The sequence below is a fragment of the Nocardioides sp. CPCC 206347 genome (assembly GCF_048654605.1).
Classification (GTDB): domain Bacteria; phylum Actinomycetota; class Actinomycetes; order Propionibacteriales; family Nocardioidaceae; genus Nocardioides.
Genome location: NZ_JBMCYZ010000001.1, coordinates 472,019 through 496,332, shown reverse-complemented (window position 1 = coordinate 496,332; position 24,314 = coordinate 472,019). Strand labels below are relative to the sequence as shown.

27 protein-coding genes are annotated in these 24,314 nt (G+C 70.8%); 14 read left to right on the top strand and 13 right to left on the bottom strand.

The window, feature by feature from the left end:
- Positions 1-16: 16 nt before the first annotated feature.
- Positions 17-919: an inositol monophosphatase family protein gene (locus ACOACQ_RS02365; RefSeq protein WP_378600468.1), complete on the bottom strand. Its 903-nt coding sequence runs from the start codon at positions 917-919 to the stop codon at positions 17-19.
- A 59-nt stretch (positions 920-978) separates the two neighbouring features.
- On the opposite strand from ACOACQ_RS02365, the gene ACOACQ_RS02360 reads away from it, so the two are divergent.
- Positions 979-1,428: a DUF2231 domain-containing protein gene (locus ACOACQ_RS02360; protein WP_420287516.1), complete on the top strand. Its 450-nt coding sequence runs from the start codon at positions 979-981 to the stop codon at positions 1,426-1,428.
- 94 nt (positions 1,429-1,522) lie between these two features.
- On the opposite strand, the gene rsgA is transcribed toward ACOACQ_RS02360, so the two are convergent.
- From rsgA to ACOACQ_RS02345, 3 genes are read right to left on the bottom strand one after another with little or no spacing between them, the layout of a single operon-like run.
- A complete protein-coding gene (rsgA, locus tag ACOACQ_RS02355; protein WP_378600475.1) occupies positions 1,523-2,533 on the bottom strand; it encodes a ribosome small subunit-dependent GTPase A in 1,011 nt (336 codons plus the stop codon).
- Positions 2,533-3,852 (bottom strand): 3-phosphoshikimate 1-carboxyvinyltransferase, encoded by a 1,320-nt coding sequence (gene aroA / locus ACOACQ_RS02350; RefSeq protein WP_420287515.1) that lies wholly within the window; start codon positions 3,850-3,852, stop codon positions 2,533-2,535. Before aroA ends, rsgA begins: the two co-directional genes overlap by 1 nt.
- Positions 3,853-3,864: 12 nt before the next feature.
- On the bottom strand, positions 3,865-4,377 hold the full coding sequence (locus tag ACOACQ_RS02345) for a DoxX family protein (RefSeq protein WP_378600480.1): 513 nt from the start codon (positions 4,375-4,377) through the stop codon (positions 3,865-3,867).
- On the opposite strand from ACOACQ_RS02345, the gene ACOACQ_RS02340 reads away from it, so the two are divergent.
- The 5 genes from ACOACQ_RS02340 to ACOACQ_RS02320 all read left to right on the top strand — a co-directional run bounded on the left by ACOACQ_RS02340 (position 4,376) and on the right by ACOACQ_RS02320 (position 7,764).
- Positions 4,376-5,224 (top strand): SOS response-associated peptidase, encoded by an 849-nt coding sequence (locus tag ACOACQ_RS02340; RefSeq protein WP_420287514.1) that lies wholly within the window; start codon positions 4,376-4,378, stop codon positions 5,222-5,224. The genes ACOACQ_RS02345 and ACOACQ_RS02340 overlap by 2 nt on opposite strands.
- Positions 5,221-5,880, top strand: a complete 660-nt coding sequence (locus ACOACQ_RS02335) for an alpha/beta family hydrolase (protein ID WP_420287513.1) — start codon at positions 5,221-5,223, stop codon at positions 5,878-5,880. Before ACOACQ_RS02340 ends, ACOACQ_RS02335 begins: the two co-directional genes overlap by 4 nt.
- An 80-nt stretch (positions 5,881-5,960) precedes the next feature.
- The gene (locus tag ACOACQ_RS02330; protein ID WP_378600488.1) at positions 5,961-6,611 is read left to right on the top strand and encodes a sigma-70 family RNA polymerase sigma factor; all 651 of its coding nucleotides are present in this window, start codon (positions 5,961-5,963) and stop codon (positions 6,609-6,611) included.
- Positions 6,608-6,895: a mycothiol system anti-sigma-R factor gene (rsrA, locus tag ACOACQ_RS02325; protein WP_378600490.1), complete on the top strand. Its 288-nt coding sequence runs from the start codon at positions 6,608-6,610 to the stop codon at positions 6,893-6,895. The genes ACOACQ_RS02330 and rsrA overlap by 4 nt, the downstream gene beginning before the upstream one ends.
- A 41-nt stretch (positions 6,896-6,936) precedes the next feature.
- Positions 6,937-7,764 (top strand): SDR family NAD(P)-dependent oxidoreductase, encoded by an 828-nt coding sequence (locus tag ACOACQ_RS02320; RefSeq protein WP_378600493.1) that lies wholly within the window; start codon positions 6,937-6,939, stop codon positions 7,762-7,764.
- 60 nt (positions 7,765-7,824) lie between these two features.
- Here the strand turns inward: ACOACQ_RS02320 and ACOACQ_RS02315 are convergent, their stop codons facing one another.
- Positions 7,825-7,899, bottom strand: a complete 75-nt coding sequence (locus tag ACOACQ_RS02315) for a 50S ribosomal protein bL37 (RefSeq protein WP_378600669.1) — start codon at positions 7,897-7,899, stop codon at positions 7,825-7,827.
- Positions 7,900-8,062: 163 nt separating this feature from the next.
- Between ACOACQ_RS02315 and ACOACQ_RS02310 the strand changes: the two genes are divergently transcribed.
- Positions 8,063-11,950, top strand: a complete 3,888-nt coding sequence (locus ACOACQ_RS02310) for a beta strand repeat-containing protein (RefSeq protein WP_420287512.1) — start codon at positions 8,063-8,065, stop codon at positions 11,948-11,950.
- 44 nt (positions 11,951-11,994) lie between these two features.
- Here the strand turns inward: ACOACQ_RS02310 and ACOACQ_RS02305 are convergent, their stop codons facing one another.
- The 3 genes from ACOACQ_RS02305 to ACOACQ_RS02295 are packed head-to-tail and all read right to left on the bottom strand — an operon-like array spanning position 11,995 to position 14,953.
- Positions 11,995-12,378 carry a thioesterase family protein gene (locus tag ACOACQ_RS02305; protein ID WP_420287511.1) on the bottom strand — a complete coding sequence of 128 codons (384 nt, stop codon included), beginning with the start codon at positions 12,376-12,378 and terminating at the stop codon, positions 11,995-11,997.
- Position 12,379: 1 nt separating this feature from the next.
- Positions 12,380-14,074, bottom strand: coding sequence for an acetolactate synthase (locus tag ACOACQ_RS02300; RefSeq protein ID WP_420287510.1), 1,695 nt, complete (start codon positions 14,072-14,074; stop codon positions 12,380-12,382).
- 39 nt (positions 14,075-14,113) lie between these two features.
- Positions 14,114-14,953 carry a DUF2785 domain-containing protein gene (locus ACOACQ_RS02295; RefSeq protein WP_420287509.1) on the bottom strand — a complete coding sequence of 280 codons (840 nt, stop codon included), beginning with the start codon at positions 14,951-14,953 and terminating at the stop codon, positions 14,114-14,116.
- Positions 14,954-15,063: 110 nt separating this feature from the next.
- Between ACOACQ_RS02295 and ACOACQ_RS02290 the strand changes: the two genes are divergently transcribed.
- Complete coding sequence (locus ACOACQ_RS02290; RefSeq protein ID WP_420287508.1) at positions 15,064-16,542, top strand: histidine kinase N-terminal domain-containing protein; 1,479 nt, start codon at positions 15,064-15,066, stop codon at positions 16,540-16,542.
- Positions 16,543-16,562: 20 nt separating this feature from the next.
- Here ACOACQ_RS02290 and ACOACQ_RS02285 read toward each other — a convergent pair whose 3' ends face one another.
- Positions 16,563-16,817 carry a WhiB family transcriptional regulator gene (locus ACOACQ_RS02285; RefSeq protein ID WP_056706341.1) on the bottom strand — a complete coding sequence of 85 codons (255 nt, stop codon included), beginning with the start codon at positions 16,815-16,817 and terminating at the stop codon, positions 16,563-16,565.
- Between the two features lie 184 nt (positions 16,818-17,001).
- On the opposite strand from ACOACQ_RS02285, the gene ACOACQ_RS02280 reads away from it, so the two are divergent.
- Positions 17,002-17,403 carry a hypothetical protein gene (locus ACOACQ_RS02280; RefSeq protein WP_378600515.1) on the top strand — a complete coding sequence of 134 codons (402 nt, stop codon included), beginning with the start codon at positions 17,002-17,004 and terminating at the stop codon, positions 17,401-17,403.
- Positions 17,404-17,423: 20 nt separating this feature from the next.
- Here the strand turns inward: ACOACQ_RS02280 and ACOACQ_RS02275 are convergent, their stop codons facing one another.
- From ACOACQ_RS02275 to sodN, 4 genes are all read right to left on the bottom strand, one after another.
- A complete protein-coding gene (locus ACOACQ_RS02275; protein WP_378600518.1) occupies positions 17,424-18,296 on the bottom strand; it encodes an RNA polymerase sigma factor SigF in 873 nt (290 codons plus the stop codon).
- Positions 18,293-18,715 carry an anti-sigma factor gene (locus ACOACQ_RS02270; protein ID WP_378600521.1) on the bottom strand — a complete coding sequence of 141 codons (423 nt, stop codon included), beginning with the start codon at positions 18,713-18,715 and terminating at the stop codon, positions 18,293-18,295. Before ACOACQ_RS02270 ends, ACOACQ_RS02275 begins: the two co-directional genes overlap by 4 nt.
- 101 nt (positions 18,716-18,816) lie before the next feature.
- Positions 18,817-19,557 (bottom strand): hypothetical protein, encoded by a 741-nt coding sequence (locus ACOACQ_RS02265; RefSeq protein WP_378600524.1) that lies wholly within the window; start codon positions 19,555-19,557, stop codon positions 18,817-18,819.
- A 143-nt stretch (positions 19,558-19,700) separates the two neighbouring features.
- Entirely contained in the window at positions 19,701-20,114 is a 414-nt protein-coding gene (gene sodN / locus ACOACQ_RS02260; protein WP_056706331.1) for a superoxide dismutase, Ni, read from the bottom strand.
- A 57-nt stretch (positions 20,115-20,171) separates the two neighbouring features.
- On the opposite strand from sodN, the gene sodX reads away from it, so the two are divergent.
- From sodX to ACOACQ_RS02235, 5 genes are all read left to right on the top strand, one after another.
- Positions 20,172-20,522: a nickel-type superoxide dismutase maturation protease gene (gene sodX, locus ACOACQ_RS02255; RefSeq protein WP_420287507.1), complete on the top strand. Its 351-nt coding sequence runs from the start codon at positions 20,172-20,174 to the stop codon at positions 20,520-20,522.
- A gap of 130 nt (positions 20,523-20,652) precedes the next feature.
- The gene (locus ACOACQ_RS02250; protein ID WP_420287861.1) at positions 20,653-21,768 is read left to right on the top strand and encodes an NAD(P)-dependent malic enzyme; all 1,116 of its coding nucleotides are present in this window, start codon (positions 20,653-20,655) and stop codon (positions 21,766-21,768) included.
- A 22-nt stretch (positions 21,769-21,790) separates the two neighbouring features.
- Positions 21,791-22,765: a zinc-binding dehydrogenase gene (locus tag ACOACQ_RS02245; RefSeq protein ID WP_378600529.1), complete on the top strand. Its 975-nt coding sequence runs from the start codon at positions 21,791-21,793 to the stop codon at positions 22,763-22,765.
- A 79-nt stretch (positions 22,766-22,844) separates the two neighbouring features.
- On the top strand, positions 22,845-23,438 hold the full coding sequence (locus ACOACQ_RS02240) for a carboxymuconolactone decarboxylase family protein (protein ID WP_378600532.1): 594 nt from the start codon (positions 22,845-22,847) through the stop codon (positions 23,436-23,438).
- Positions 23,435-24,313 (top strand): RNA polymerase sigma-70 factor, encoded by an 879-nt coding sequence (locus tag ACOACQ_RS02235; protein ID WP_378600535.1) that lies wholly within the window; start codon positions 23,435-23,437, stop codon positions 24,311-24,313. Before ACOACQ_RS02240 ends, ACOACQ_RS02235 begins: the two co-directional genes overlap by 4 nt.
- Position 24,314: the final 1 nt, after the last annotated feature.

Here is a 24,314-nt window from a genome sequence, read left to right as displayed (position 1 = left end):
TGACCCACGCTACTCGTCAGCGGTCGGGCTCGTCACGGTCTTCGTCAGTGAGACGGTGCCGATGTGCCCGGAGGTCGGACACGCTGCCCGGCCCGGAGCGCGGCCAGTCGGGGTCGGTGCCCTCGTCGGTCACGCTCCCGAGGAACGACAGCGCCGCCTCGTGGAGGTGTCCGTTGCTGGCCAGGGCGTTGCCGCCCCACGGCCCGTCGGCGCCGTCCAGCGACGTGAACCGGCCGCCGGCCTCGCGCACGATGATGTCGAGCGCGGCCATGTCGTAGACCTCGAGCTCGGGCTCGGCGGCGATGTCGACGGCGCCCTCGGCGAGCAGCATGTAGGACCAGAAGTCGCCGTACGCCCGCGTGCGCCACACGCGGCGCATCAGCGTGAGCAGGTCGTCGCCGATGCCGCGGTCCTCCCAGCCGGTGATCGAGGAGTACGACAGCGACGCGTCCTCGAGGCGGCGGATGTCGGAGACGCGGCACTCGGTCGCCTTCATCAGGCCCTTGCCGGTCCAGGCGCCGTTGCCGGTCGAGGCCCACCAGCGGCGCTGGAGGGCCGGCGCCGAGACGACGCCCAGGACGACCTCGTCGTCGACGACGAGCGAGATCAGCGTTGCCCAGACGGGGACGCCGCGGACGAAGTTCTTGGTGCCGTCGATCGGGTCGATGATCCAGCGCCGCTGCGAATGGCCCGAGGTGCCCTGCTCCTCGCCGGTGATCGCGTCCCGGCTGCGTGCCTTGGAGAGGGTACGACGGATGGACTCCTCGACGGCCTGGTCGGCGTCGGTCACGGGGGTGAGGTCGGGCTTGCTCATCACGTGCAGGTCCAGTGCGCGGAACCGGGCCATGGTGAGCGAGTCCGCGTCGTCGGCGAGCAGGTGCGCCAGTCGCAGGTCGTCGGTGTAATCAGGGGCGGCCACAGGGGCACCCTACGGCGTGGGTCTGGATCCGCTCCCGTGTGGTGGTGCACTCTTCAACCATGGAGATCAACGGCGTCCCCCTGCACCCGCTCGTCGTCCATTCCGCCGTCGTGTTCACACCGCTCGCGGTGCTGGCGGCCCTGGCCTACGCAGTTCCGTCCTGGCGGGACCGCCTGCGCTGGCCACTGGTGGTCCTGGCGGCCATCTCGTTCGTCAGCATCTGGGTCGCCTTCTTCTCCGGCGAGGACCTTCGCGACGAGCGGTTCGGCCAGGTGACCGGACCCCTGGCCGAGCGGATCGAGGACCACGAGGAGTGGGCCGGCAAGCTCCGCATCGGCGTCACCGTGTTCGCCGTACTCGCCTTCGTGGCGGCCTGGTTCCACACCCGCACGGGTGCCGTCCGCACCGCCCTGGCCGCACTGACGGTCCTGGCCGCCCTCGCCACCGGCGTACTGGTCTTCCTCACCGGTGACGCCGGCGCCCAGGCCACGTGGAAGATCGACGGCTAGCGCGAGTTGGGGCTTGTCACCCTCGACTTGGGGTTTCTGTACGTCGACGCGGTCGACAAGTCACAACTCGGCGGTGACAAACCCCAACTCGCGGTCAGTAGTCGGTCACGGACCGGGCGGCGAGCAGTCGCCGGAACGACGTCACCCGGTCGGGGTCGGCCGCACCGTCGGTGACCGCGACGTCCAGCCCGCACTCGGGCTCGTCCTCGCCGTGGGTGCACCCACGGGGGCAGTCCTCGGTCATCTCGTCGAGGTCGGGGAACGCCTCGATCAGCGTCTCGGGCTTCACGTGCGCCAGGCCGAACGACCGGATGCCGGGGGTGTCGATGATCCAGCCGCCCGCGGCCCAGTCGTCGGGGAGCGGCAGCAGGACGGCCGACGTCGACGTGTGGCGGCCGCGGCCGGTGACGGCGTTGACGTGGCCGATCTTCCGCTTCGCGTCCGGCACCAGGGCGTTGACCAGGGTCGACTTGCCGACGCCGCTGTGGCCGACCAGCACGCTGACCTCGCCGGCCAGGCGTTCCTGGACGGCCTCCAGGCCGAGGATGCTGCGGTCCGGTCCACGCTGGGTGACCACCCAGGGCACGCCGAGCGAGCGGTACGTCGAGAGCAGCACCTCGGGGTCGGCCAGGTCGGACTTGGTGAGACAGAGCAACGGCGACAGCCCGGCGTCGTACGCCGCCACGAGGGCGCGGTCGATGAGGCCGGTGCGCGGCTCGGGGTCGGCGAGCGCGGTGACGACCACCAGCTGGGTCGCATTGGAGACCAGGACGCGCTCGACGGGGTCGTCGTCGTCCGCCGTACGACGAAGGACGGTCGAGCGCGGAGTGACCTCCACGATCCGGGCCAGTGAGCCGTCGTCGCCGGAGACGTCACCGACCACGCGCACGCGGTCACCGGTGACGACGCCCTTGCGGCCGAGCGGGCGGGCCTTCATCGCCGTCACGACCGCGTCGCCGATCAGCAGCGTGTAGCGGCCGCGGTCGACGGTGACGACCACTCCGTCGACGGCGTCGTCGTGGGCGGGGCGGTCCTTGGTGCGGGGGCGGGTGCGCTTCCGGGGACGTTCGTAGTGCTCGACGTCGTGGTCGGTGTAGCGCGCCATCAGACCGGGCCGGGTGAGAAGAGGCCGGACCAGAAGGCCGCGAAGTCGGGGAAGGTCTTGCTGGTCGTGGAGACGTTCTCGACGAGCACGCCGGGCACGGCCGCACCGATGATCACGCCGGCGTGCGCCATCCGGTGGTCGGCGTACGTGTGGAACACGCCGCCCGACAGGGGAGCGGGCTTGATGGACAACCCGTCGGGGTGCTCGACGACGGCCGCGCCCAGGGCGCCGAGCTCAGCGGCCAGGGCCGCGAGCCGGTCCGTCTCGTGGCCGCGGATGTGGGCGATGCCGGTCAGGTGCGACGGCGTCGACGCCAGTGCGCAGAGCGCGGCGATGGCCGGGGCGAGCTCGCCGACGTCGTGCAGGTCCGCCTCGAGGCCGAGCAGGCCGTGGTGGCCGTCCGCGGGCCCCGTCACGGTCAGCCCGTCGTCGCCGAGCCCGACGTGGCAGCCCATCCGGGCGAGCAGGTCACGCAGTGCGTCGCCTGCCTGCGTGGTCGATCGCGGCCAGTCCCGCACCGTCACAGCGCCACCGGACACGGCGGCCAGCGCAAGGAAGGGCGCAGCGTTCGACAGGTCGGGCTCGATCGCCTCGTCGTGCGCTGCGATCGGACCGGGGGCGACTGCCCAGCGGTTCGCGTCGCTGTCGTCCACGGCGACACCGCGGTCGCGGAGCATCGCGATCGTCATCTCGATGTGGGGGAGCGAGGGGATCGGCTTCCCGTCGTGGCGTACGTCGACGCCCGCATCGAACCGCGCGCCCGCCAGCAGCAGCGCGGAGACGAACTGCGAGGACGCCGACGCGTCGATGACGACCGTGCCGCCGGGGACCGTGCCGGTGCCCGCGATCGTGAACGGCAATGCACCGGGCGTGCCCACGGACGAGTCGATGGAGATGCCGAGCGCGGAGAGCGCGGAGAGCACTTCTCCCACGGGCCGGTTGCGCATGTGGGCGTCGCCGTCGAACGCGACCTCACCCCGCACCAGTCCGGCCACCGGGGGCACGAAGCGCATGACGGTCCCGGCGAGACCGCAGTCCACAGCGGCGTGGTCGCCCGGCACCGATCCGTCGAGCGGCGTCACCACCCAGTCCTCACCCGAGGTGTCGACCGAGGCGCCCACGGAGGTCAGCGCCTGCGCCATCAGCAGGGTGTCGCGCGAGCGCAGCGCCCGTCGTACGACGGAGGGGCCGTCGGCCAGCGCAGCCAGGATGAGGGCGCGGTTGGTGAGCGACTTGCTCCCGGGCAGCGCGACCGCGGCGTGGAGCGGCCCGGTGACAGTAGGAGCGGGCCAGGGGTCGATCGGGGCTGAGGAACTCATGTCCCTCGCAGTCTAGTGAACCCTGGCCTTCACCTTCGACGTCACCAGCGCGGCTTCGCGGCGCGCATCGTGGGCAGCGTGCTGCGCGCGCCACGCCAGGCCGGGCTTGCCCGCCGTGTCGAAGGCAGCGATCAGCAGGCCACCGGCCAGCGACGCGTTCCGGGTGAACTGGACGATCTGCGCCTTGCGGTCCGCAGGATCGGCCGTCTCCCAGAACCGCAGGTGGGCGGCGGTCGACGGCACCAGCGTCGCGCCGAGCACGGCCGCGGAGAGGCGCGGCATCCTTCCCGTGGCGAGCGCGAGTCCCGCGGCCAGCTGGACGGCGCCACTGATCCGCACCCACGTCGTCGGATCGGTCGGCACGTGCACGGAGTCCGGCGTCGCGTTGTCGAGGGCAGGCGCCAACATGTCCGCGAGAGGGGCGACGTCCTTGGCGCGCGTGGGCGCGTCCTTGAGGTCTTGTGCTCCGTTGGCGAGGAAGTACGACGACAGGAGCGGGCGGGCGATCAATCTGCTGAGAGCCATGACCAGGCAGTACCCGGCCGCCTCCGGTCCAGACGGATGGCAGCCGGATAGATTGACCCGCATGTGCGGGCGCTACGCCTCCAGCCGCAGTCCGGAGGACCTGGTCGAGGAGTTCGAGGTGCTCGACCCGCGCCTCGAGCGTGCGGTCGTGCCACCGTCGTGGAACGTCGCGCCGACCGACGAGGTCTACGCCGTCATGGAGCGGACGCCGCGCACCGACGACGACCCCGACCGGCAGGGCGATCCGGTCCGTCAGCTTCGCGCGCTGCGCTGGGGCCTGGTGCCGTCGTGGGCGAAGGACGAGAAGATCGGCAGCCGGATGATCAATGCGCGGATGGAGACGGTGGCCGAGAAGCCCGCCTTCCGCAAGGCGTTCGCGTCGAGGCGCTGCATCCTGCCGGCCGACGGCTACTACGAGTGGTACGTCCTCGATCAGCCCGACGCGAAGGGGAAGCCGCAGAAGCAGCCCTTCTTCATCCGTCCCGATGACGGCGGGGTCCTGGCCATGGCGGGCCTCTACGAGATCTGGCGCGACCCGACGAAGCCCGAGGACGCCGAGGACCGGTTCCGCTGGACCTGCACCGTCCTGACCACCGAGGCGACCGACGAGCTGGGCCGGATCCACGACCGGATGCCGCTGCTGGTCGACCGGGCGAGCCGCGCCGAGTGGCTCGATCCGCGGCGCACGGTCGCGGACCTGTCGAGCCTGCTCACCCCGGCGCAGCAGGCCGGCCTGACGGCGTACCCCGTCTCGACGGCCGTCGGCAACGTCCGCAACAACGGCCCCGAGCTCGTGGCGCCGCTGCGGCTCACCGATCCCGCCGACGGCCAGGAGACGCTGCTGTGACCGAGGAACGACTCATCCCGACCGAGTACGGCGAAGGCCGGATCGTGATGCACCGTGCCCGCCGTCCCATGGTGACCCTCCTGCTCAGCCATGGCGCGGGCGGCGGGATCGAGGCCCGCGACCTGGTCGCGCTGGCGACCCAGCTCCCCGGGCAGGGCATCAACGTCGTCCGCTTCGAGCAGCCGTGGCGGCGCGCGGGCAGGAAGGTGGCGACCCCGCCGCCGACCCTCGACGTCGGGCTGCGCGCGGCAGCCAATGCCCTGCGGGTCCGCACGCCCCTGGTGGTCGGTGGCCGCTCGGCCGGCGCCCGCTCGGCTGCGCGTACGGCGCGGGGACTCGGTGCCAGCGGCGTGCTGGCGCTGTCGTTCCCGCTGCACCCGCCGGGCAAGCCCGAGAAGAGCAGGCTCAGCGAGCTCACCGGGGCCCGGGTCCCGATGTTGATCGTGCAGGGGGAGCGCGACCCGATGGGACGACCCGAGGAGTTCCCCGACCCGCTGCCCGCCAATGCCGACCTGGCCGTCGTCCCGGGCGCCGACCACGGGCTCAAGGTGCCGAAGAGCGGCCCGGTCTCCGAGGAGGACGCCATGGCGATCGTGGTCGAGTCCACCCTCGAATGGATCGTCCGCGAGATCGTGGGGAATGCCACCCCGGTCTGAGGCGTTCCGCTCACATGATCGCGACTCTGGAACGCCCGGCCGAGGGCACGGCCGTCGGGCAACCTCTAGGCTGGGGTGCGATGACTGAGACTTCTGATCTGCCTGCCGGCCTCGAGGACGAGGTCGTCGACGTCGCGACCGAGACCCCCGAGGACCGCGCCGCCCGCTTCGAGCGTGACGCGCTGCCGTTCCTCGACCAGTTGTACGGCGCCGCGATGCGGATGACCCGCAATCCCTCCGACGCCGAGGACCTGGTCCAGGAGACGTTCGCGAAGGCGTTCTCCGCGTTCCACCAGTTCCGGCCGGGCACGAACCTCAAGGCGTGGCTCTACCGGATCCTGACCAACACGTTCATCAACACCTACCGGAAGAAGCAGCGCCAGCCGCAGCAGGCGTTCGCCGGCGACACCGGTGACGTCGAGGACTGGCAGCTCGCCCGCGCCGAGTCGCACACGTCCACCGGCCTCAAGTCGGCTGAGATGGAGGCGCTGGAGCACCTCCCCGACAGCCAGGTGAAGGACGCACTGCAGCGCCTGCCGGAGGAGTTCCGGCTCGCGGTCTACCTCGCCGACGTCGAGGGATTCGCCTACAAGGAGATCGCCGAGATCATGGAAACGCCGATCGGGACGGTGATGTCCCGCCTCCACCGCGGCCGTCGCCAGCTCCGCGACATGCTCTCCGACTACGTCCGCACCGGCGGCGACGCTCCGGTCGAGGGAGGTCAGCGATGAACGACGCACACAGCCACGAGCACGCCCACGGGGACGACCCGACCAACGCCGAGTGTGCCGACTTCCTGGAGCGGATCGTCCGGCTGATCGACAACGAGCTCGAGCCCGGTGACTGCACGATCGTGCGCGCGCACATCGACTCCTGCAGCCCCTGTCTGGAGCGCTACGACCTGCAGCGCACGGTCAAGACGCTGGTTGCGCGGTCCTGTGGCGAGACGGCTCCCGAGGAGCTGCGTGCCCGGGTCCGGATCCAGATCCAGGAGATCCAGGTCAAGCTGCAGTGAGGCCCCTCCCGGGGTGACCTGTTCTGCGGCATGATCCGGACATGAAGACCGTCCTCATCACCGGCTGCTCCTCCGGTATCGGTGCTGCGACCGCAGCGCGCCTCGCTGCCCACGGCTGGGACGTGTGGGCCACGGCCCGCCGACCTGAGGTGCTGGGCGAGCTCGAGGCGGCCGGTTGCCACACGCTGGCCCTCGACGTGACCGACGAGGCGTCCATGGTGACCGCCGTCGACACGGTCCTGGACGGTGCCGGCAGGATCGATGCCCTGGTCAACAACGCCGGTTACTCCCAGTCCGGCGCCCTCGAGTCGCTCGACGTCGACGACGTACGACGCCAGTTCGAGACCAACGTCTTCGGCCTGATCCGGCTCACCCAGCTGGTCCTGCCCGCCATGCGCGAACAGGGTTCGGGCCGGGTCGTGAACATCGGCTCGATGGGCGGCAAGCTCACCTTCCCCGGCGGGGGCGCCTACCACGCGAGCAAGTACGCCGTCGAAGCCCTCTCCGACGCGCTGCGCTTCGAGGTCGGCGGCTTCGGCATCAAGGTCGTCCTCATCGAACCCGGCCTGATCACCACCAACTTCGAGGCGGCGGTCGCCGCCGGGATGCCGACCGGCGAGGGCCCGTACGCGAGGTTCAACGAGCTGGTCCAGTCCTCCACCAGCGATGTCTACAACGGTCCGATGGCCAGGTTCGGTGGCCCGCCCGAGGCGGTGGCGAAGGTGATCGAGAAGGCGCTGACCCGGGCCCACCCGAAGCCGCGCTACACCGTGACCATCTCCGCTCCCGCCGCGATGGCCGCCCGCAAGGTGCTGGGGGACCGTGGCTGGGACCTGGCGATGCGCGCGCAGTTCCCGCGCCCGGAGTAGAAACACCAGACCCCCGCGACCACGTCGTGGTCCGGGGGTCCTGGATTGCCTGCTGACGCTTCAGCAGTTGGGGCGCTTGCCGTGGTTCGCGCCCTTCTTGCGGCGGGAGCGGCGCTTGCGTCCGGTCTTGCCCATGGTTCCTCCTGGAGTCGAGATCGACCCAGTGTCTCAGGTCCCTGCTCCAGGACCGCAATCCGGGTCGGGAACTTGTTCTCATTCGCCTGTGGCACCGGCTCCGGCAGTGTTACGGTCCGGCTGCTCCCTCCCACCTTCTCGGGTCCGAGTTCGCGAGGCTCCCATGGTTCCCCAGCACCGTTCACTGCCCCAGCGCGGCCGCAGCCGCTTCGCCGTCGCCGGCCTCGCCCTGGTGGCGTCGCTCGCCGGTGTCGTCGCCAGCGCACCCCCGGCGTCCGCCGCAGGTCCCTGGTACGTGGCGCCGACGGGCGTCAACACCGCGAACTGCACCTCGGCCGCCACGCCCTGCGCGAGCATCACCGGCGTCCTGCTGAAGGCGGCGTTCGTCGCGAACGACACCATCAACGTGGCGCCGGGGAACTACGCGGACCGACCGACGGTCACGAAGCCCGCGAAGATCGTCGGCACCGGACCGGGCGTGGTCATCAACGGCACCGGAAGCGTCACCGTCGGGTGGGCGATGAAGGTCCAGCTGCCCGCAGGGGGAGTGCTGGAGCTCACCAACCTCACGCTGAACGGCGGCAATCACCAGGCCGCCGTCGGTGGTGCCCTTCCGATCGTGTCGGGAACCGTCCGGGCCACGGACGTCTCGATCACCAACAGCAAGTCGATCTCGGGCGGGGCCGTCGGCCTGTCCGCCGGCACGACCCTGGAGATGACCCGGGGCAACATCACCGGGAACACGGCAACGGCAGCCGCGGCCAACCAGGGTTGGGGTGGCGCCGTGTACGTCGCGCCCGGCGGGACGCTCAAGCTGGACGGCACGACCGTCGAGAACAACAAGGCCGTGGGCGGCGCCTTCGGGCTCAGCGGCCTGGCCGGCGCGATCGTCAGCCTGGGCTCGGTGACCGCGACCAACACCACCTTCCGCAACAACGAGGCCAGCGGCACCGGCTCGTTGAGCGGATGGGGCGGCGTGATCTACAACAACGGCACCGCGCTCCAGCTCGACAACTCGGACTTCATCGCCAACAAGGCGGTGATCGGCGGCGCGCTCGTGAACGCCAAGCCCATCACGGCGTCGAACCTGGACTTCACCAACAACGTCGCCGCCGCTGCGGGTGCCATCTACACGACGTTCCCGGTCACGCTCAACGGTGGTTCGCTGACCGGCAACCAGGCCACGGCCAACTTCGGCGGCGGCATCTTCACCTCGGGCACGCCGACCGTGCCGTCCACGCTCGTCCTCGACAGCGTCGACCTGGAGGGCAACACCGCGCCGTCCGGCGGCGGTGCCGTCTACGCGACCGCCAACGTCACCACCACCGTCCGCAACGGCAGCGTCGTCGCCGACAACACCTCGCAGCTGGGCGGTGGCCTCTACAACGCCGGGACCCTGACGGTGCGCGACTCGGAGATCACCAGCAACGACGCGTCGTTCGCGGGTGGCGGAGTCTTCAACGGCTCGACCGTCGCCGCGGACCGGCCGCAGGGAACCCTGATCGACACCGTGGTCGAGGGCAACACCGCGGCCGTGGCGGGTGGTGGCCTGGCGAACGCGGCCAAGGCCACGATCACGGTCACCGATGGCCGGATCGACGCCAACACGGGCGTCGGGGGCGGCGGCCTCTGGGTCGTCGACGACTCGACCGCGACCATCGACGGCACCCAGGTCAACGACAACACGGCCACCGGTTCCGGTGGTGGCGGCCTGCTCACCTCGGGCAGGACGACGGTCCGCAATGCCACCTTCGACGGCAACGAAGCGATCTACGTCGGCGGCGTCAGCGGGATCGGCGGGGCGATCTACAACGGCTCCAACACCGCCAGCGCGGTCAGCACGCTGGACCTCGAGGCCAGCACCCTGTCCCACAACCGTGGCTACGGCGGATCGGCGCTGGTCGCCTACTCGACCAACGGCGCCACCAGCACCACCACGATCGACCGGAGCACGATCTCCGGCAACGTCAGCTCGTCGGTGTTCGGGGCGATCGAACAGGTCGCACAGCCGTTGACGATCACGAACAGCACGATCACCGACAACGTCGCCACGGGGTCCGGCGGCGCCGGGGCGCTCGCCACGAGCGGCCCCACCGGCGTCCGCGGCACCGTGTTCGCCGGGAACACGCCTTCGGCGTGCGCCGGCTCGACGATCACCGACAACGGCGCCAACCACGCCGGCCCGGGCAACGCGGGTTGCGGTCCGACCCCCGGCGTCGACCCGCAGCTCGGCGCGCTCGCCGACAACGGCGGTCCGACATCGACCCAGCTGCCGTCGCGCTCCAGCGTGCTCCTCGACAAGATCACGTCGTGCACGGGTGACGCGGTGGACCAGCGCGGAGCCGTCCGTCCGTCGGGTGCCAGGTGCGACATCGGCGCCGTCGAGCGTGCCCAGGTCGTCGGCGAGGTCGACGGGCCCGACCACGTCGACCTCGCGGTCGGCAGCCCGGCCAACCCGGCGGCGTCGTACACGACCACCGGCTCGCCGGTGCCGAGCCTCTCCGCCAGCGCCCTGCCGGCCGGCCTGACGTTCACCGACAACGGTGACGGCACCGGCACGATCAGCGGTACGCCGACCGGACCAGGTGGCGTCTTCCCGGTCACGGTCACCGCGACCAACGAGGCGGGCTCGATCGACAAGGTCACCGAGCTCGAGATCGCCCAGGCGCCCACGCTGACCGGCCCGACGTCGTCGACGTACACGGTCGGCGAGCCCGGTGGTCCCGATGTCTTCGAGCAGGTCGGTGGCCACCCCACGGCGACACTGTCCACGGACAGCGACCTTCCCGGCGGTGTCACCTTCACCGACGGTGAGGGCACTGCTGACGGCACGGGCACGCTCGCGGGTACTCCGGTCGACAGCTCCGGTGGCACCTACGACATCACCATCGACGGCTCGAACGGTGTCGGCCCCGACGCCACCTGGCCGTTCGCGCTGACCGTCAACGAGGCCCCCGAGCTCGACGCGCCTGCCACGGCGACCTTCCGTGTCGGCACCGCCGGCTCGAGCAGCTTCGACGTCGACGGCTTCCCGGTCCCGGTCGTCACCGCGTCCGGCCTTCCTGACGGCCTCGAGGTCGACGGCGACGCCGTGACGGGTACGCCGGCCAACGGCACCGGCGGCGTCTACGACGTCACCCTCTCCGCCACCAACGGGGTGGGCGACGACGCCACCGACAGCGTCGAGGTCACCGTCGAGGAGGCCGCCTCCATCGCCGGACCGGCCGAGGTGCGGATGGTCGCAGGCAGCCACGCCACGTTCGCGTACGCCGGCGGCGGGTTCCCCGAGCCGACCCTGAGCGCCGCTGGCGACCTGCCCGACGGGGTGACCTTCGAGGACAACGGCGACGGCACGGCGACGTTGTCCGGCACGCCCGCCCTCGACGCGGTGGGGACCTACTCCTTCACCGTCACGGCGGTCAACGGCATCGGCCAGGCAGCCACGAGCGAGGTCTCGCTGGAGGTCGTCGACCACGTCGCGATCGTCACCACGACCCTGCCGGACGCCGCCGTGGGTGCGGCCTACGACGTGGTGCTGATGACCCAGGGCGGCCTGGCGCCGTACACCTTCGAGCTCAGCGGGGGCTCGCTCCCTGCCGGCCTCAGCCTGAGTGCCGACGGCCGGATCACGGGCACGCCCACCGGGTCGACCGGATCTGCCACGTTCACCGTGAAGGTCACCGACAGCGACAGCCCGAACGGTGTCGCCACGAAGGAGCTGACCATCCAGGTCGGCAAGGGCACGACCAGCCTGGCCGTCGCGCCGCTGATCGTGCTCAACGGTGGAGTCGCCTTCGGCAAGCTGTCCGCCGTCCTCGTCGGCGGCTTCCCGCCCCAGGCGCTGTCGGGGCAGACGGTGAAGTTCACGACGAAGGGCCTGCTGGGCAACACGATCCTGATCTGCACGGGCGTGACCAACGCGTTCGGTGTGGCGAGCTGTGACCCGACCCTGCTCCAGTCGACGCAGATCATCGTCGGCCTGGGCATCACCGGCACGTACGCCGGCGACGCCCGCTGGAAGCCCAGCGAGGGCCGCGCCGGAATCCTCTGACGGCTCCGGCTGACCGGCAGCTGCCGGTCAGCCGGACCGATCGGTCAGCCGGTGACGCGCGACAGGAAGCGTTCGGCGTCGACGACCACCCGGGTCACCTCGCCGGAGCCCGCCAGCTTGCCCGGGCGACCGTCTGCGCCCAGGTTGCGGGCGGCGACCGCGAAGCGCCGCAACCGGCCGTCACTGTGGACGATCCGTGCGGTCACCTCGACCGATCCGCCGACGGGCGTCGCGGCGAGGTGCTCGAGCTCGATGCGGGTGCCGACGCTGGTCTCGCCGTCGCCGAGGAGGTCCTCGATGGCGTGGCAGGTCACTGCCTCACACCATGCGAGCAGGCGTGGCGTGCCGAGCACGGGCAGGCTGCCGGAGCCGACCGCCGCCGCCGTGTCGGCGTCCGTCACGACGAACGTCCGACGTGCCTCGTTCACCTCAGATCCCGAACGTGGTGCGCGGGTAGGCCGCGTTGACGTCGGTGATCACGTTGATGAGGTACGGCGCATTCGCGGCGAACGCCCGATCCATCGCCGGCCCGATCTGGCGCGGGTCGGTGATCGTCTCGCCCGCACCGCCGAGCGCGGAGACCACCTGGTCGTACGCCGTCCGTGGCGCGAGGTCGGCCGCGACGTCGTACCCGTAGAGCATCTGCATGGGGCCCTTCTCCAGGCCCCACGCGGAGTTGTTGCCCATCACCATCACGACGGGCAGGTTGTGCCGGACCAGGGTGTCGACGTCCATCAGCGAGAAGCCGGCGGCCCCATCACCGAGGAGCAGCACCACCTGGGCGGAGGGCCGGGCGACGCGGGCGCCGATCGCCGCGCCGAGACCGGCACCGAGGCAGCCGTAGGGACCGGGGTCGAGCCAGCAACCGGGCCGCTTCGGCTCGACGAACTTGCCGGCGAACGACACGAAGTCGCCGCCGTCGCCGATCACCACGGCGTCGTCGGCCAGCCGCGGGACCAGTTCGCCGTAGATCCGTGCGGGGTGGATGGGGTCGGCCTCCGCGCCGAGGAGCTCGGCATCCCTGGCTGCTGCGGCGGCTGCGGTGGCCTGGAGCGAGGAGACCCACCCCGACACGTCCGCCCGCGACGAGCCCGCGAGGGCGGTCAGCAGCCCGTCGAGGACCGAGGTGAGGTCGCCGGCCACCGAGTCGGCCAGCGGTGCGTGGCGCGACAGCTGGTCCGCCGAGTCGGCAATGTGTACGACGGCCGCGGGTTCCGCGCCGTCCTTGCCACCGAAGACGCCGTACCCGAGCCGGAAGTCCAGCGGCGTCCCGACCACCACGACCAGGTCGGCGCCGCCGAGCGCCGCGCCGCGGGCCTTCGTCACGAGCAGCCGGTGGCCGCCGGGGACCACGCCGCGCCCCATCCCGTTGGTGATGGCGGGCAGGCCCATCTCCTCGACCAGGCGCAGCGCGGCCTCCTCGGCGAAGTCGGCCCACACGTCGGTGCCGAGCACCAGCACGGGGCGCTCGGCGCGAGCGATCAGCGCAGCGATCCGCCCGATGGCGTCGCTGTCGGGCTCCTGCCCGCGGTAGTCGACGACCGTCGGGACCGAACCGGACCCGACGTTGAAGAACTCGTCCATCGGCACGTCGACGTAGGTCGGACCACGGTGCGACGACCGCGCCAGCGCGAACGCGGTGTCGAAGCCGGTGGCGACGTCGTTTGCGGTCATCAGGGTCGCGGCGTGCTTCGTCACCGGCGTGACGATCGGCAGGTGGTCGATCTCCTGCAGGGCGCCGGTGCCCCAGCGGTTGTTGGGGGCTCGGCCCCCCACGACGACCATCGGGGAGCCGGCGAAGTTCGCCTGGGCCATGGCGCTGACGCCGTTGGTGACGCCGGGACCGGCGGTGAGCACGGCGAGCCCGGGCACCCGGGTGAGCTTGCCGGTCGCCTCCGCGGCGAAGGCGGCGGTCTGCTCGTGGCGCACGTCGAGGATCGACACGGGCGGGCCCACGGCTCCCTCGGCCTGGGACTTCACGGCGCCGTCGTACATCGGGAAGACGTGCGCGCCGGACAGCGTGAACATGGTCTGGACGCCGTGCGCCTGGGCAACGGCGACGGCGAGCTCGCCCGCGTGTCCGGTGAGCTCGGCGGGGGCGGATTCCGGGGGAGTGGAGGTCACCTCCGCACCCTAGCCAGCGCGAGCGCGAAAAGGCCCGCCTCAGGCCAGGAAGGCGGGGTGGACCCGGCGCAGTGAGTCGACCAGCGTCAGCAGCAGGTCCGGACGGATCGCGGGGTGGCGCGGCGAGATCGTGAGCTGGAGGTACAGCGCCCGCAGCACCGCCTGCGCGTTGCCGCTGGCGACGTAGGGGTCACGGCTGCGGGAGCCCCGGTCGGTCGCGCCGGCCTCGATCCGGCGCACCCAGGGCTCGACGACGGCCAGCGGGACGCGGTCACGGCGCAGGATCTCGAGGACTGCGTGTGCGATCCGGTCGGGCTCGCCGTGGACCAGCAGCGGGGTGCCGGGGGAGAGCACCCGGTCGGCGATGATGTCGAGGAGCACGGTGAGCTCGGTCGAGCCGAAGTACGGCGACCGGGCCAGCGCCCCGAGCGCGTCGGCTCCGTTGGCCGCGGCGTGCGCCCAGCCCTTGCCGGGTACGAAGCCGCGCAGGTCCTGCTCGCGGACGTACCACGCGGCGAGGCGGTCGCCCCACTGGAGGATGCGGGTGGGCGGCTGGCGGCGGACGCGGGTGTCGCGGTCGATGCACTCGCCGAGGACGAGCGCGGAGAAGCTGCGCCGGAAGATCGAGTCGGTGTCGCGCTCGCCCAGGCCGACCTCCAGGCCAGCACACATGCCGTCGCCGAGGCCGGCCAGCAGGTCGTCGTACACGCCGTGCTCGGTCCAGGTGGCGAGGAACGGATAGGCGAGGCCGTCGCGGATCTGGGGGTCCGGATCGCCGAGCATGCGGGTGAGCTCGGCTGTGAGGTCGGCAAGGCGATGCTCCGCGGGCGGCGTGCGTTCGCCGTTGCGAAGGCCCCGCTGGAGACGAGACCAGTCCACCGACGCCATCAAAGAAAAACCCTCCACGGACCAGCCCGAACCGAATCCCCCGGGGTCATTGTGCCAAAGGGGGTGAAGGAGTTGATGGCGGGTCCGTTACGTTTGCTCGCGTGCCCTCCCTGTCTGCGATTGCACGGCGTCACACGGACCTCGACGCCGCCGATGTCGCCTGGCTGCAACTGATCCAGGCCGACTGGCAGGTGATCGCCGACCTGTCCTTCGCCGACCTCGTCATGTGGCTGCCCGACCGGCAGGGAAAGGGCTTCTGGGCGGGGGACCAGATGCGTCCCACGACCGGTCCCACGGCGTACGTCGACGACATCGTCGGCACCTTCCTGGCCGCCGGGCGCCGTACTCTCGTCGACGCCGCCTACGAGCTCGGCCGGATCGCCCGCGAGGGCGACCCCGAGTGGCGGGACGAGGTGCCGGTGCGGGTCGAGGCGATCCCCGTGCGCCGGGAGGGCCGGGTGATCGCGGTGATCAGCCGCAACACGAACCTGCTGGGCGTGCGCACCCCGAGCCTGCTCGAGATCAACTACCTCCAGACTGCCTCCGACCTCGCGAGCATGATCGCCGCGGGACTGTTCCCGAGCGCGGGCCAGCGCAGCGACCACGCCGACTCGCCCCGGGTCGGCGACGGCTTCCTGCGCGTCGACGCCGAGGGCCGGGTCATCTACGCCAGTCCGAACGGGCTGTCCGTGTTCCGCAAGCTGGGCCTGATCGGCGACCTCACGGGGCAGCTGCTCACCGACCTGACCCGTGACCTGGTGCCGCCGAAGAAGCGGCCCGACGAGGAGACCCTGAGTGCCGTCCTCGGCGGGCGGGCGCATCGCGACACCGAGCTCGGCTCGGCGGGCGGTCCCGGTGACGGTGTGTCGCTGATCGTCCGGTCGATCCCGCTGCGCCCCAAGGGCGACCACATCGGCGGCATGATCCTGCTGCGCGACGTCACCGACCTGCGCCGTCGCGACCGCGAGCTGATCACCAAGGACGCCACCATCCGGGAGATCCACCACCGGGTGAAGAACAACCTGCAGACCGTCGCGGCCCTGTTGCGCCTGCAGGCGCGCCGGATCGAGTCACCCGAGGCTGCCGCAGCCCTCGAGGAGGCCGTACGACGGGTCGGGTCGATCGCGATCGTCCACGAGACCCTGAGCCAGGCCGTCGAGGAGACCGTCGCCTTCGACGACATCGCCGACCGCCTGGCGCGCCTGGTGATCGACGTGGGGTCGACCGCTGCGAAGGTCCAGGTCCGCCGCGAGGGCAGCTTCGGCGTCCTCGCGTCCGAGATCGCCACGCCGCTGGCGATGGTCGTCATGGAGCTGATGCAGAACGCCGCCGAGCACGGCTACGCGGACGGCGACGAAGGCGAGATCGTGCTTCGCGCCGAACGGCACGGAGCGATTCTCGACGTCACCGTCGAGGACGACGGCAGCGGACTGCCCGACGGGTTCGACCTGGACGCCGCGACCAGCCTGGGGCTGTCCATCGTGCGCACGCTGGTCGAGTCCGAGCTCGGAGGTCACCTGACGCTGGGACACAGCGTCGACGGTGGCACCCGGGCAGGCATCAGCCTCCCGGTCGAGTGAGCCCGGCAGCGCCCAGTGGGTCAGACGGGGGTGCGGACGCGGGCCCGGGCGTTGCGGCGCTTCAGCGCGCGACGCTCGTCCTCGCTGAGGCCACCCCAGACACCGTGGTCCTGTCCCGCCTCGAGCGCCCACGCGAGGCATTGCTCGCGCACGTCGCAGCGCCGGCACACGGCCTTGGCCTCCTCGATCTGGAGGATGGCCGGGCCGGTGTTGCCGATCGGGAAGAACAGCTCCGGATCCTCATCGAGGCATGCGGAGACGTGTCGCCAATCCATGGGTGGAGATGCCTTCTTTCCTACGTGCTGGTGGCCCGGCTGCGGGCATACGTGAGACCGCAAAAGTGAACGGTTTCACGATCGCTTCCGTAAGGCTTCCAAGGAATCCTTCACATATCAAGCAATTCGGGTGGTCGGATGGGTCACAAAGGGTGCTCCTGAGCGTGCAACTAGGCTGAAACTTGTGACCGAGAGCCCCGTGGAGCCCGCCCAGAACCCGCCGCCACTGACCGTAGCGGCGTCGCTGGTCGGAGTCGAGGGCATCGTGCTGCTCTGTCTGGCGGTCCTGGAGTTCGCCAGCGTGACGTCCGGGCGGATGGCGCTGGGGCTGTCCACCGCCGGCTTCCTGCTCGTGTACGCCGTCGTCCTGCTCGGCGCGGCCTGGGGACTCTTCAGGCGGAGCACCTGGGCCCGCGGACCGGTCCTGCTCACCCAGCTGATCGCGCTGGGGCTCGCCTGGAACCTGCGCGAGCACCTGCCGGTGACGATCGGCCTGGTGCTGTGCGCGGGCATCGTGCTGGCCGGCCTGCTGCACCCCGACACCCTCGAGGCACTCGAGCACGATCCGACCGCGCCGCGTACCTGACCTGGGCCAGGCAGGTCTGGTCAGGCCTCGGACTCCAGCGACTCCCGCAGCTGCTCGAGGGTGCGACCGAGCAGCCGCGAGACGTGCATCTGCGAGACGCCGATCTCCTCGGCGATCTGGGACTGCGTCATGTTCTTGAAGAAGCGGAGCAGCAGGATCTTCTTCTCGCGCGGCGGGAGGTTCTCCAGGAGCGGCTTGACCGACTCGCGGATCTCGACGTGCTCGAGGGCCTCGTCGTCGATGCCCATCGCGTCGAGCATGCTCTGCCCGCCGCCGCGGTCGGAGTCGTCGTCGGTGGCGTCGAGGGACAGCGTGGAGTAGGCGTTGCTCGACTCCAGGCCCTCGACGATCTCCTCGACCGAGCAGCCGAGGACCTCCGACAGCTCCCGGGCCGTGGGGGAGCGGCCCAGGCTCTGCGTGAGCTCGGCGGTCGTCGCGCTGATCTGCATCCGCAGTTCCTGCAGTCGTCGCGGGACCCGGATCGCCCAGCCCTTGTCCCGGAAGTACCGCTTGATCTCGCCGATGATCGTGGGCGTGGCGTAGGTGGAGAACTCCACGCCGCGGTCGGTGTCGAAGCGGTCGACGGACTTGATCAGGCCGATGGTGCCGACCTGGACCAGGTCCTCGTAGGGCTCGCCGCGGTTGCGGAAGCGCCGCGCACAGTGCTCCACCAGCGGCATGTGCAGCTCGAGGAGGGCTTCGCGCGGGTCCTTGCGCAGCAGGGCCTGGCAGACGTCGTCCGCGCGGAACTCGTCGAGGACGTCGTCACGGATGTCCTCGAAGGCGTCCGGGTCGCGCAGCCACAGGAACAGCAGGGCGCTGATGCGTCGGGTCCGTTCGGTTGCAGCCGACCGTCCGCTGCCAGCGCTCCCCCGAGAGAGGTCGGCAGTCATGACTCGAGCGACGACCGCACCGTGAGGCGCACCGCGTAGGAGCCGGGCGCGGTGTCGATCGCGGCCTCGGCCGCCAGCGTCGCCAGGACCTGCCACCCGAAGCTCTCGTAGTCCGGCGGCGTCGGCGACTGGGAGTCGGTGCTGATCGTCAGCATCAGCTCGCCCGGGGTCAGCCGGAACCGGCAGTCCAGGACGGCGCCGTCGTCGGCCTCGTCGAGCACCATCGCCGCCGCTTCGGACACCGCGATGCGGAGGTCCTCGATGTCGTCCATGGTGAAGTCCAGGCGGGCCGCCAGGCCGGCGGTCAGGGTGCGCAGCACCGTTGCGTAGGCGCCATCGGCAGGGAGACGGAGCTCGACCTCCGTGGGGTCACCTGCGGTGGCGGTGTCACCGGACACGGGGGTGCTCGTCTCGGGCATACCGTTCCTCGAGGGGTTGGCTGGGGACCTGAACGGCACGAGCCTACGACAACGGCCGCGCTCCCCGGGGGAGCGCGGCCGTCATCGGGCTGGAGGCACGGTCAGGGCAGCAGGCCACCCAGCAGGTCGAGCAGGTCCAGCAGGTCGTCCAGGTCCAGCACGGTGCCGAGGCCGAGGCCGTCGAGCAGGTCGTCCAGCAGGTCACCGAGGCCGAGGGCACCCAGCACGGTGTTGACGACATTGAGCAGGTCGGCGGGGTTGGGTGCGGTACCGGCCGAGATCAGGTCGCACAGCGGCTTCGCCTGGGGTGCGCTCTGGCAGAGCAGGTAGAGCGGGCTCGCCGTCGAGCCACCGGGGACGAGCTGGCCCAGGATGTCGCAGATCTCCTGGGGGACGCCGGCGTCGCAGAGGGTCTGGATCGGGCTGGCGGTCGGCCCGGTCGGCACCACGTTCTTGCAGGAGGTGACCCGGTTCTGGTGGATCCGGACGACGGCCAGGCCGGCACGGACCTTCACCATCTCGGCCTTGAACTGCTTGCTGACCTTGACCACCTTGGCGTGGCGGGCCTTCTTGGCCTTGCGGGTCTTGGCGCGCTTCTCGGCACGCTGGGCCTTGGCCAGGATGTTGCGCACCTTCTTGGCGGTGCTGACCCGGCTGCCGTAGTTGGCGCGAGCCTTGGCCAGGGCGGCCTCCTGGGCGGCGCAGTCCGGTGCCGTCTGGGCGGCGACGACCGTCGTACGGTCAGCGGTCGGAGTACTCGCGCCCGCAACGGGCGTGGACGTGAACGTCAGGCCGAGGCCGAGGCCGAGGACGACGAGGATCTTGAACAGGGCGCGATGCATCGCGGGTGTCTCCCTCCGGTGGTCCCGGGCCTAGGGGTTGCCCGAGTACGTGAGGTGCCCATCGGCACTGCCGGACCAAATGACAGGAACCGCACGCCCCGAAGGACGTGCGGTTCCAGAATCGGGACGTTGGTCCCGGTTCGTCAGGCCTTCTTGGTCGCCCAGAAGATCTCGGCGATCTCGTCGATCTTGGCGAGCAGCTGGTCGGCCACGCCGGCGTCGAGGGTGCCCTTGGTGCCACCGGCACCGGCGAGCTTGGTCGCCTCGTTGATCAGCGTGTGCAACTGCGGGTACGCCTCGAAGTGCGGCGGCTTGAAGTAGTCGGTCCACAGCACCCACAGGTGGTGCTTGACCAGCTCGGAGCGCTGCTCCTTGATGAGGACCGCGCGGGTGCGGAAGTCCGGGTCGTCGCTGTCGAGTGCCTTGGCGATCACGGCCTTGATCGACTCGGCCTCGATACGGGCCTGGGCGGGGTCGTAGACGCCGCACGGCAGGTCGCAGTGCGCGGAAACCTCGATCGACGGGGCGATCAGGCTGGGAATGAGACGCGAGAACATGTGGGTCCTCTCCTGAGTTCGATGGGGAACGAAGCTGCGCCTGCGACACTACTCGGCATGGCAGGCAGGGCAACGGCAGGTCGTACGTCGGGACGCCGCCACAGGTTCGGCGGCCGGATCGGCATCGCCGTCGTACGCGGCGAATCGATGGAACCGACCCTGTCCGCGGGCGACCGCCTGCTGGTGTCGTACGGCGCCCGGGTGCGCCCCGGCCAGGTCGTGGTGGCCCGGTTCCCCGACGACACCCTGGTGATCAAGCGGGCCAGCGAACGGCGCGGGCCCCGCTGGTGGCTGGTGGGGGACAACCCCGATGCCAGCACCGACTCGCGGCACCGCGGCGCGATCGCGCCCGACGACGTCCTGGGGGTGGCGCGGCTTCGGGTCTGGCCGCGACCGCACCTGCTGTGACCTGTCTCATCCGGACAGTCGCGAGGTAACGGCCGTGCGTGTGCGAGGATTGCCGGTCGTGGCCGCTGACGTTCCTCCTTCCCACCCGCACGCGGGCGAACCGGTCTTTGATCTGCACGTCGGCGGGAAGATGGCGACCGTCCCCACGGCCGACGTCAGTACCAAGGACCAGCTCTCCCTCGCCTACACCCCCGGTGTCGCCGAGGTCTGTGAGGCGATCGCTGCCGATCCGAGCCTGACCCGTCACTACACGTGGGTCCCCAACACCGTGGCGATCGTGACCGACGGCACCGCCGTCCTCGGCCTCGGTGACATCGGCCCGGCCGCGGCCATGCCGGTGATGGAGGGCAAGGCGATCCTCTTCAAGCAGTTCGGTGGCGTCGACGGCATTCCGATCTGCCTCGCGACGACCGACGTCGAGGAGATCATCGAGACCGTCGTGCGCCTGGCGCCGAGCTTCGGGGGGATCAACCTCGAGGACATCTCCGCGCCGCGCTGCTTCGAGATCGAGGACCGCCTCAAGGAGGCGCTGGACATCCCGGTCTTCCACGACGACCAGCACGGCACCGCCGTGGTGACCCTGGCGGCGCTGACCAACGCGCTCAAGCTGACCGGGCGCTCGGCCGAGACGACCCGCGTCGTCATCTCCGGCGCCGGTGCCGCCGGCGTGGCGATCGCGAAGATCCTGCTCGCTGCGGGCATCCGCGACATCGCGGTGACCGACCGCAAGGGCGTCGTGAGCTCGGACCGCAACGACCTCACCCCGTCGAAGAAGGCGCTGGCCGAGCTGACCGCCGACCTGTGTGGTCGCCGTGGCACCCTCGCCGACGCGTTCAACGGCGCCGACGTCTACGTCGGCGTGTCCGGCGGAACCGTGCCCGAAGAGGTCGTCGCGACCATGGCCGACGACGCGATCATCTTCGCGATGGCGAACCCGAACCCCGAGGTCCACCCCGACGTCGCCCACCGGCACGCGCGGATCGTGGCCACCGGACGCTCGGACTTCCCGAACCAGATCAACAACGTGCTGGCCTTCCCGGGGATCTTCCGCGGCGCCTTCGACGTGCACGCGAGCGCCATCACCGAGGGCATGAAGGTCGCCGCTGCCGACGCGCTGGCTGCCCTCGTCGGTGACGACCTCACCGAGGAGTTCGTGATCCCCTCGCCGTTCGACCCGCGGGTCGGACCGGCCGTTGCCGCGGCCGTGGCGCAGGCCGCACGCCGGGACGGCGTCGCACGAGCCTGACCTGCCGATAGGCTCGTCTCTCGTGTTCGCTGTCTACGCCGATTCCTTTGCCGCTTCCGCCGACGAACCGCTGACCGGACTGGTGGTCGGGGAACGTCCCGACCCGGTCGCGCCCGAGGGCTGGGCCACCGTCACGGTCAAGGCGGCCTCGCTGAACCACCACGACCTCTGGTCGCTGCGCGGCGTCGGCCTCAAGGCCGAGGCGCTGCCGATGATCCTGGGCTGCGACGCAGCGGGGTACGACGAGGACGGCAACGAGGTCGTCGTCCACGCGGTGGTCTCCGACCCCCTGTGGCGCGGTGACGAGACGTTCGACCCGCGCCGGTCGCTGCTCTCCGAGCGGCACCAGGGCACCTTCGCCGACAAGGTGATCGTGCCGAGGGGCAACATCGTCCCGAAGCCGGCCTCGATGTCCTTCGAGGAAGCGGCGTGCCTACCGACGGCCTGGCTGACCGCCTACCGGATGCTCTTCACGCAGGGCGGCCTGAAGGCCGGTGACACGGTGCTGGTCCAGGGTGCCGGTGGCGGAGTGGCCACCGCGCTCATCGCCCTTGCGCGCGCCGGTGGGCTGAAGGTGCTGGCGACCAGCCGTGACGAGGCCAAGCGCGCGAAGGCGCTCGAGCTCGGCGCGCACGAGGTCTACGAGTCGGGCGCCCGGTTGCCGGTGAAGGTCGATGCCGTGATGGAGACCGTCGGACGCGCGACGTGGTCGCACTCGATCCGCGCACTCCGCCCGGGCGGCAAGATCGTCATCTCCGGCACCACCTCGGGTCCGAACCTCGACGACGCCGAGCTGACCCGGATCTTCTTCCTGCAGCTGAGCGTCATCGGTTCGACGATGGGCACGCGCGACGAGCTCGCTTCCCTCGTCACGATGCTCGACGCCACGGGCCTGCGGCCCGTGATCGACCGGGTGCTGCCGATGACCGAGGCCCGCGACGGGTTCGCGGCCATGGCATCGGGCGACGTCTTCGGGAAGATCATCTTCACTCGCTGATTTCTTTTCTCTTGCCTGTCACATCGGGTGGTTCGTCGGTGTCTCTATGTCGAACCCACCCCCACAGGAGGAGACAGAAATGACCAGCACGACGCGCGTCCCGGCCATCCCGATCGATGGTGTGTACGGATCCCTGGTGAAGACGTTCAGCAAGAAGATGCTCGGCAAGGTGCCCGAGTCGCTCGGCGTCCTGTGGCACCACAAGCCGGCGCTCAAGGCCACCATGGCCCTGGGGCAGAAGTCGCGGAAGTGGAACGAGGTCGACCTCGACCTCAAGTCCTACGCGCACATGGCCGTGGCCGCGCAGATCGGGTGCAGCTTCTGCCTCGACCTCGGCTACTTCCAGGCCCACAACGAGGGCCTCGACCTCGACAAGGCGCGCGAAGTGCCGCTCTGGCGGACGTCCGAGGTGTTCACGCCGCTCGAGCGTGACGTCCTCGAGTACGCCGAGGCGGTGACGGCCACGCCGCCCACCGTCACCGACGAGCTGTCGGCACGACTGCTCGACGCACTCGGTGCACCCGGCCTGGTCGAGCTGACGTCCTACGTCGGCATGGCGAACCTGATGGCACGCGGCAATGTCGCGCTCGGCATCGAGTCGGAGGGCTTCGCCGCATCGTGCGGTCTGCGTCCGATGGCCGAGCCCGCGGACGTCGTACCCTCGACGCTGTGAGCGAGGACCCGTTCGTCCGGCATCGGAACCTGCTGTTCACCGTCGCCTACGAGATGCTCGGTTCGGCGGCCGACGCCGAGGACGTCGTCCAGGAGACGTGGTTGCGGTGGGCCGATGTGGACCAGTCGCAGGTGCAGCAGCCGCGCGCCTACCTGGTCCGCATCGTCACCCGGCAGGCGCTCAATCGATTGCGCACGATGGCCCGCCGCCGTGAGGAGTACGTCGGTGAATGGCTCCCCGAGCCCCTGTTGACCGCCCCGGACGTGGCCGATGACATCGAGCTCGCCGAGAGCGTGTCGATGGCGATGATGACGGTGCTGGAGACGCTCGGGCCGACCGAACGCGCGGTGTTCGTGCTGCGCGAGGTCTTCGACACGCCGTACGACGAGATCGCGGAGGCCGTGGGGAAGCCGTCGGCCACGGTGCGACAGATCGCGCTGCGGGCGCGCAACCACGTCGCAGCCCGGCGACCTCGCGTCGCCGTCGACCGGACCGAGCAGCGAGCCGTCGTGGAGAGGTTCCTCGCGGCCGTGCAGACCGGCAACGTCCAGGCGCTGCTCGACGTGCTCGCTCCGGACGTGGTGATGAAGGCCGACGGCGGTGGCATCGCGCAGGCGATTCGCAAGCCACTCAGTGGTGCGGACCCGGTCGCCCGTTTGCTGTCCAACTTCGCCCTGTTCGCGCCCGGTGGCGTGGTGGAGATGGTCTGGATCAACGGTGCGCCGGCGGCCCGGATCGATGTCGAGGGCGAGCTCACGGCCGTCAGCCTGGTGTTCGAGGGGGACCGCATCGCGCGGATCTATGCGATGCGCAATCCGCACAAGTTGTCCGGACTGGCGGGGGAGACGGCACTGAGCCGGGACGTCACGGCCTGAG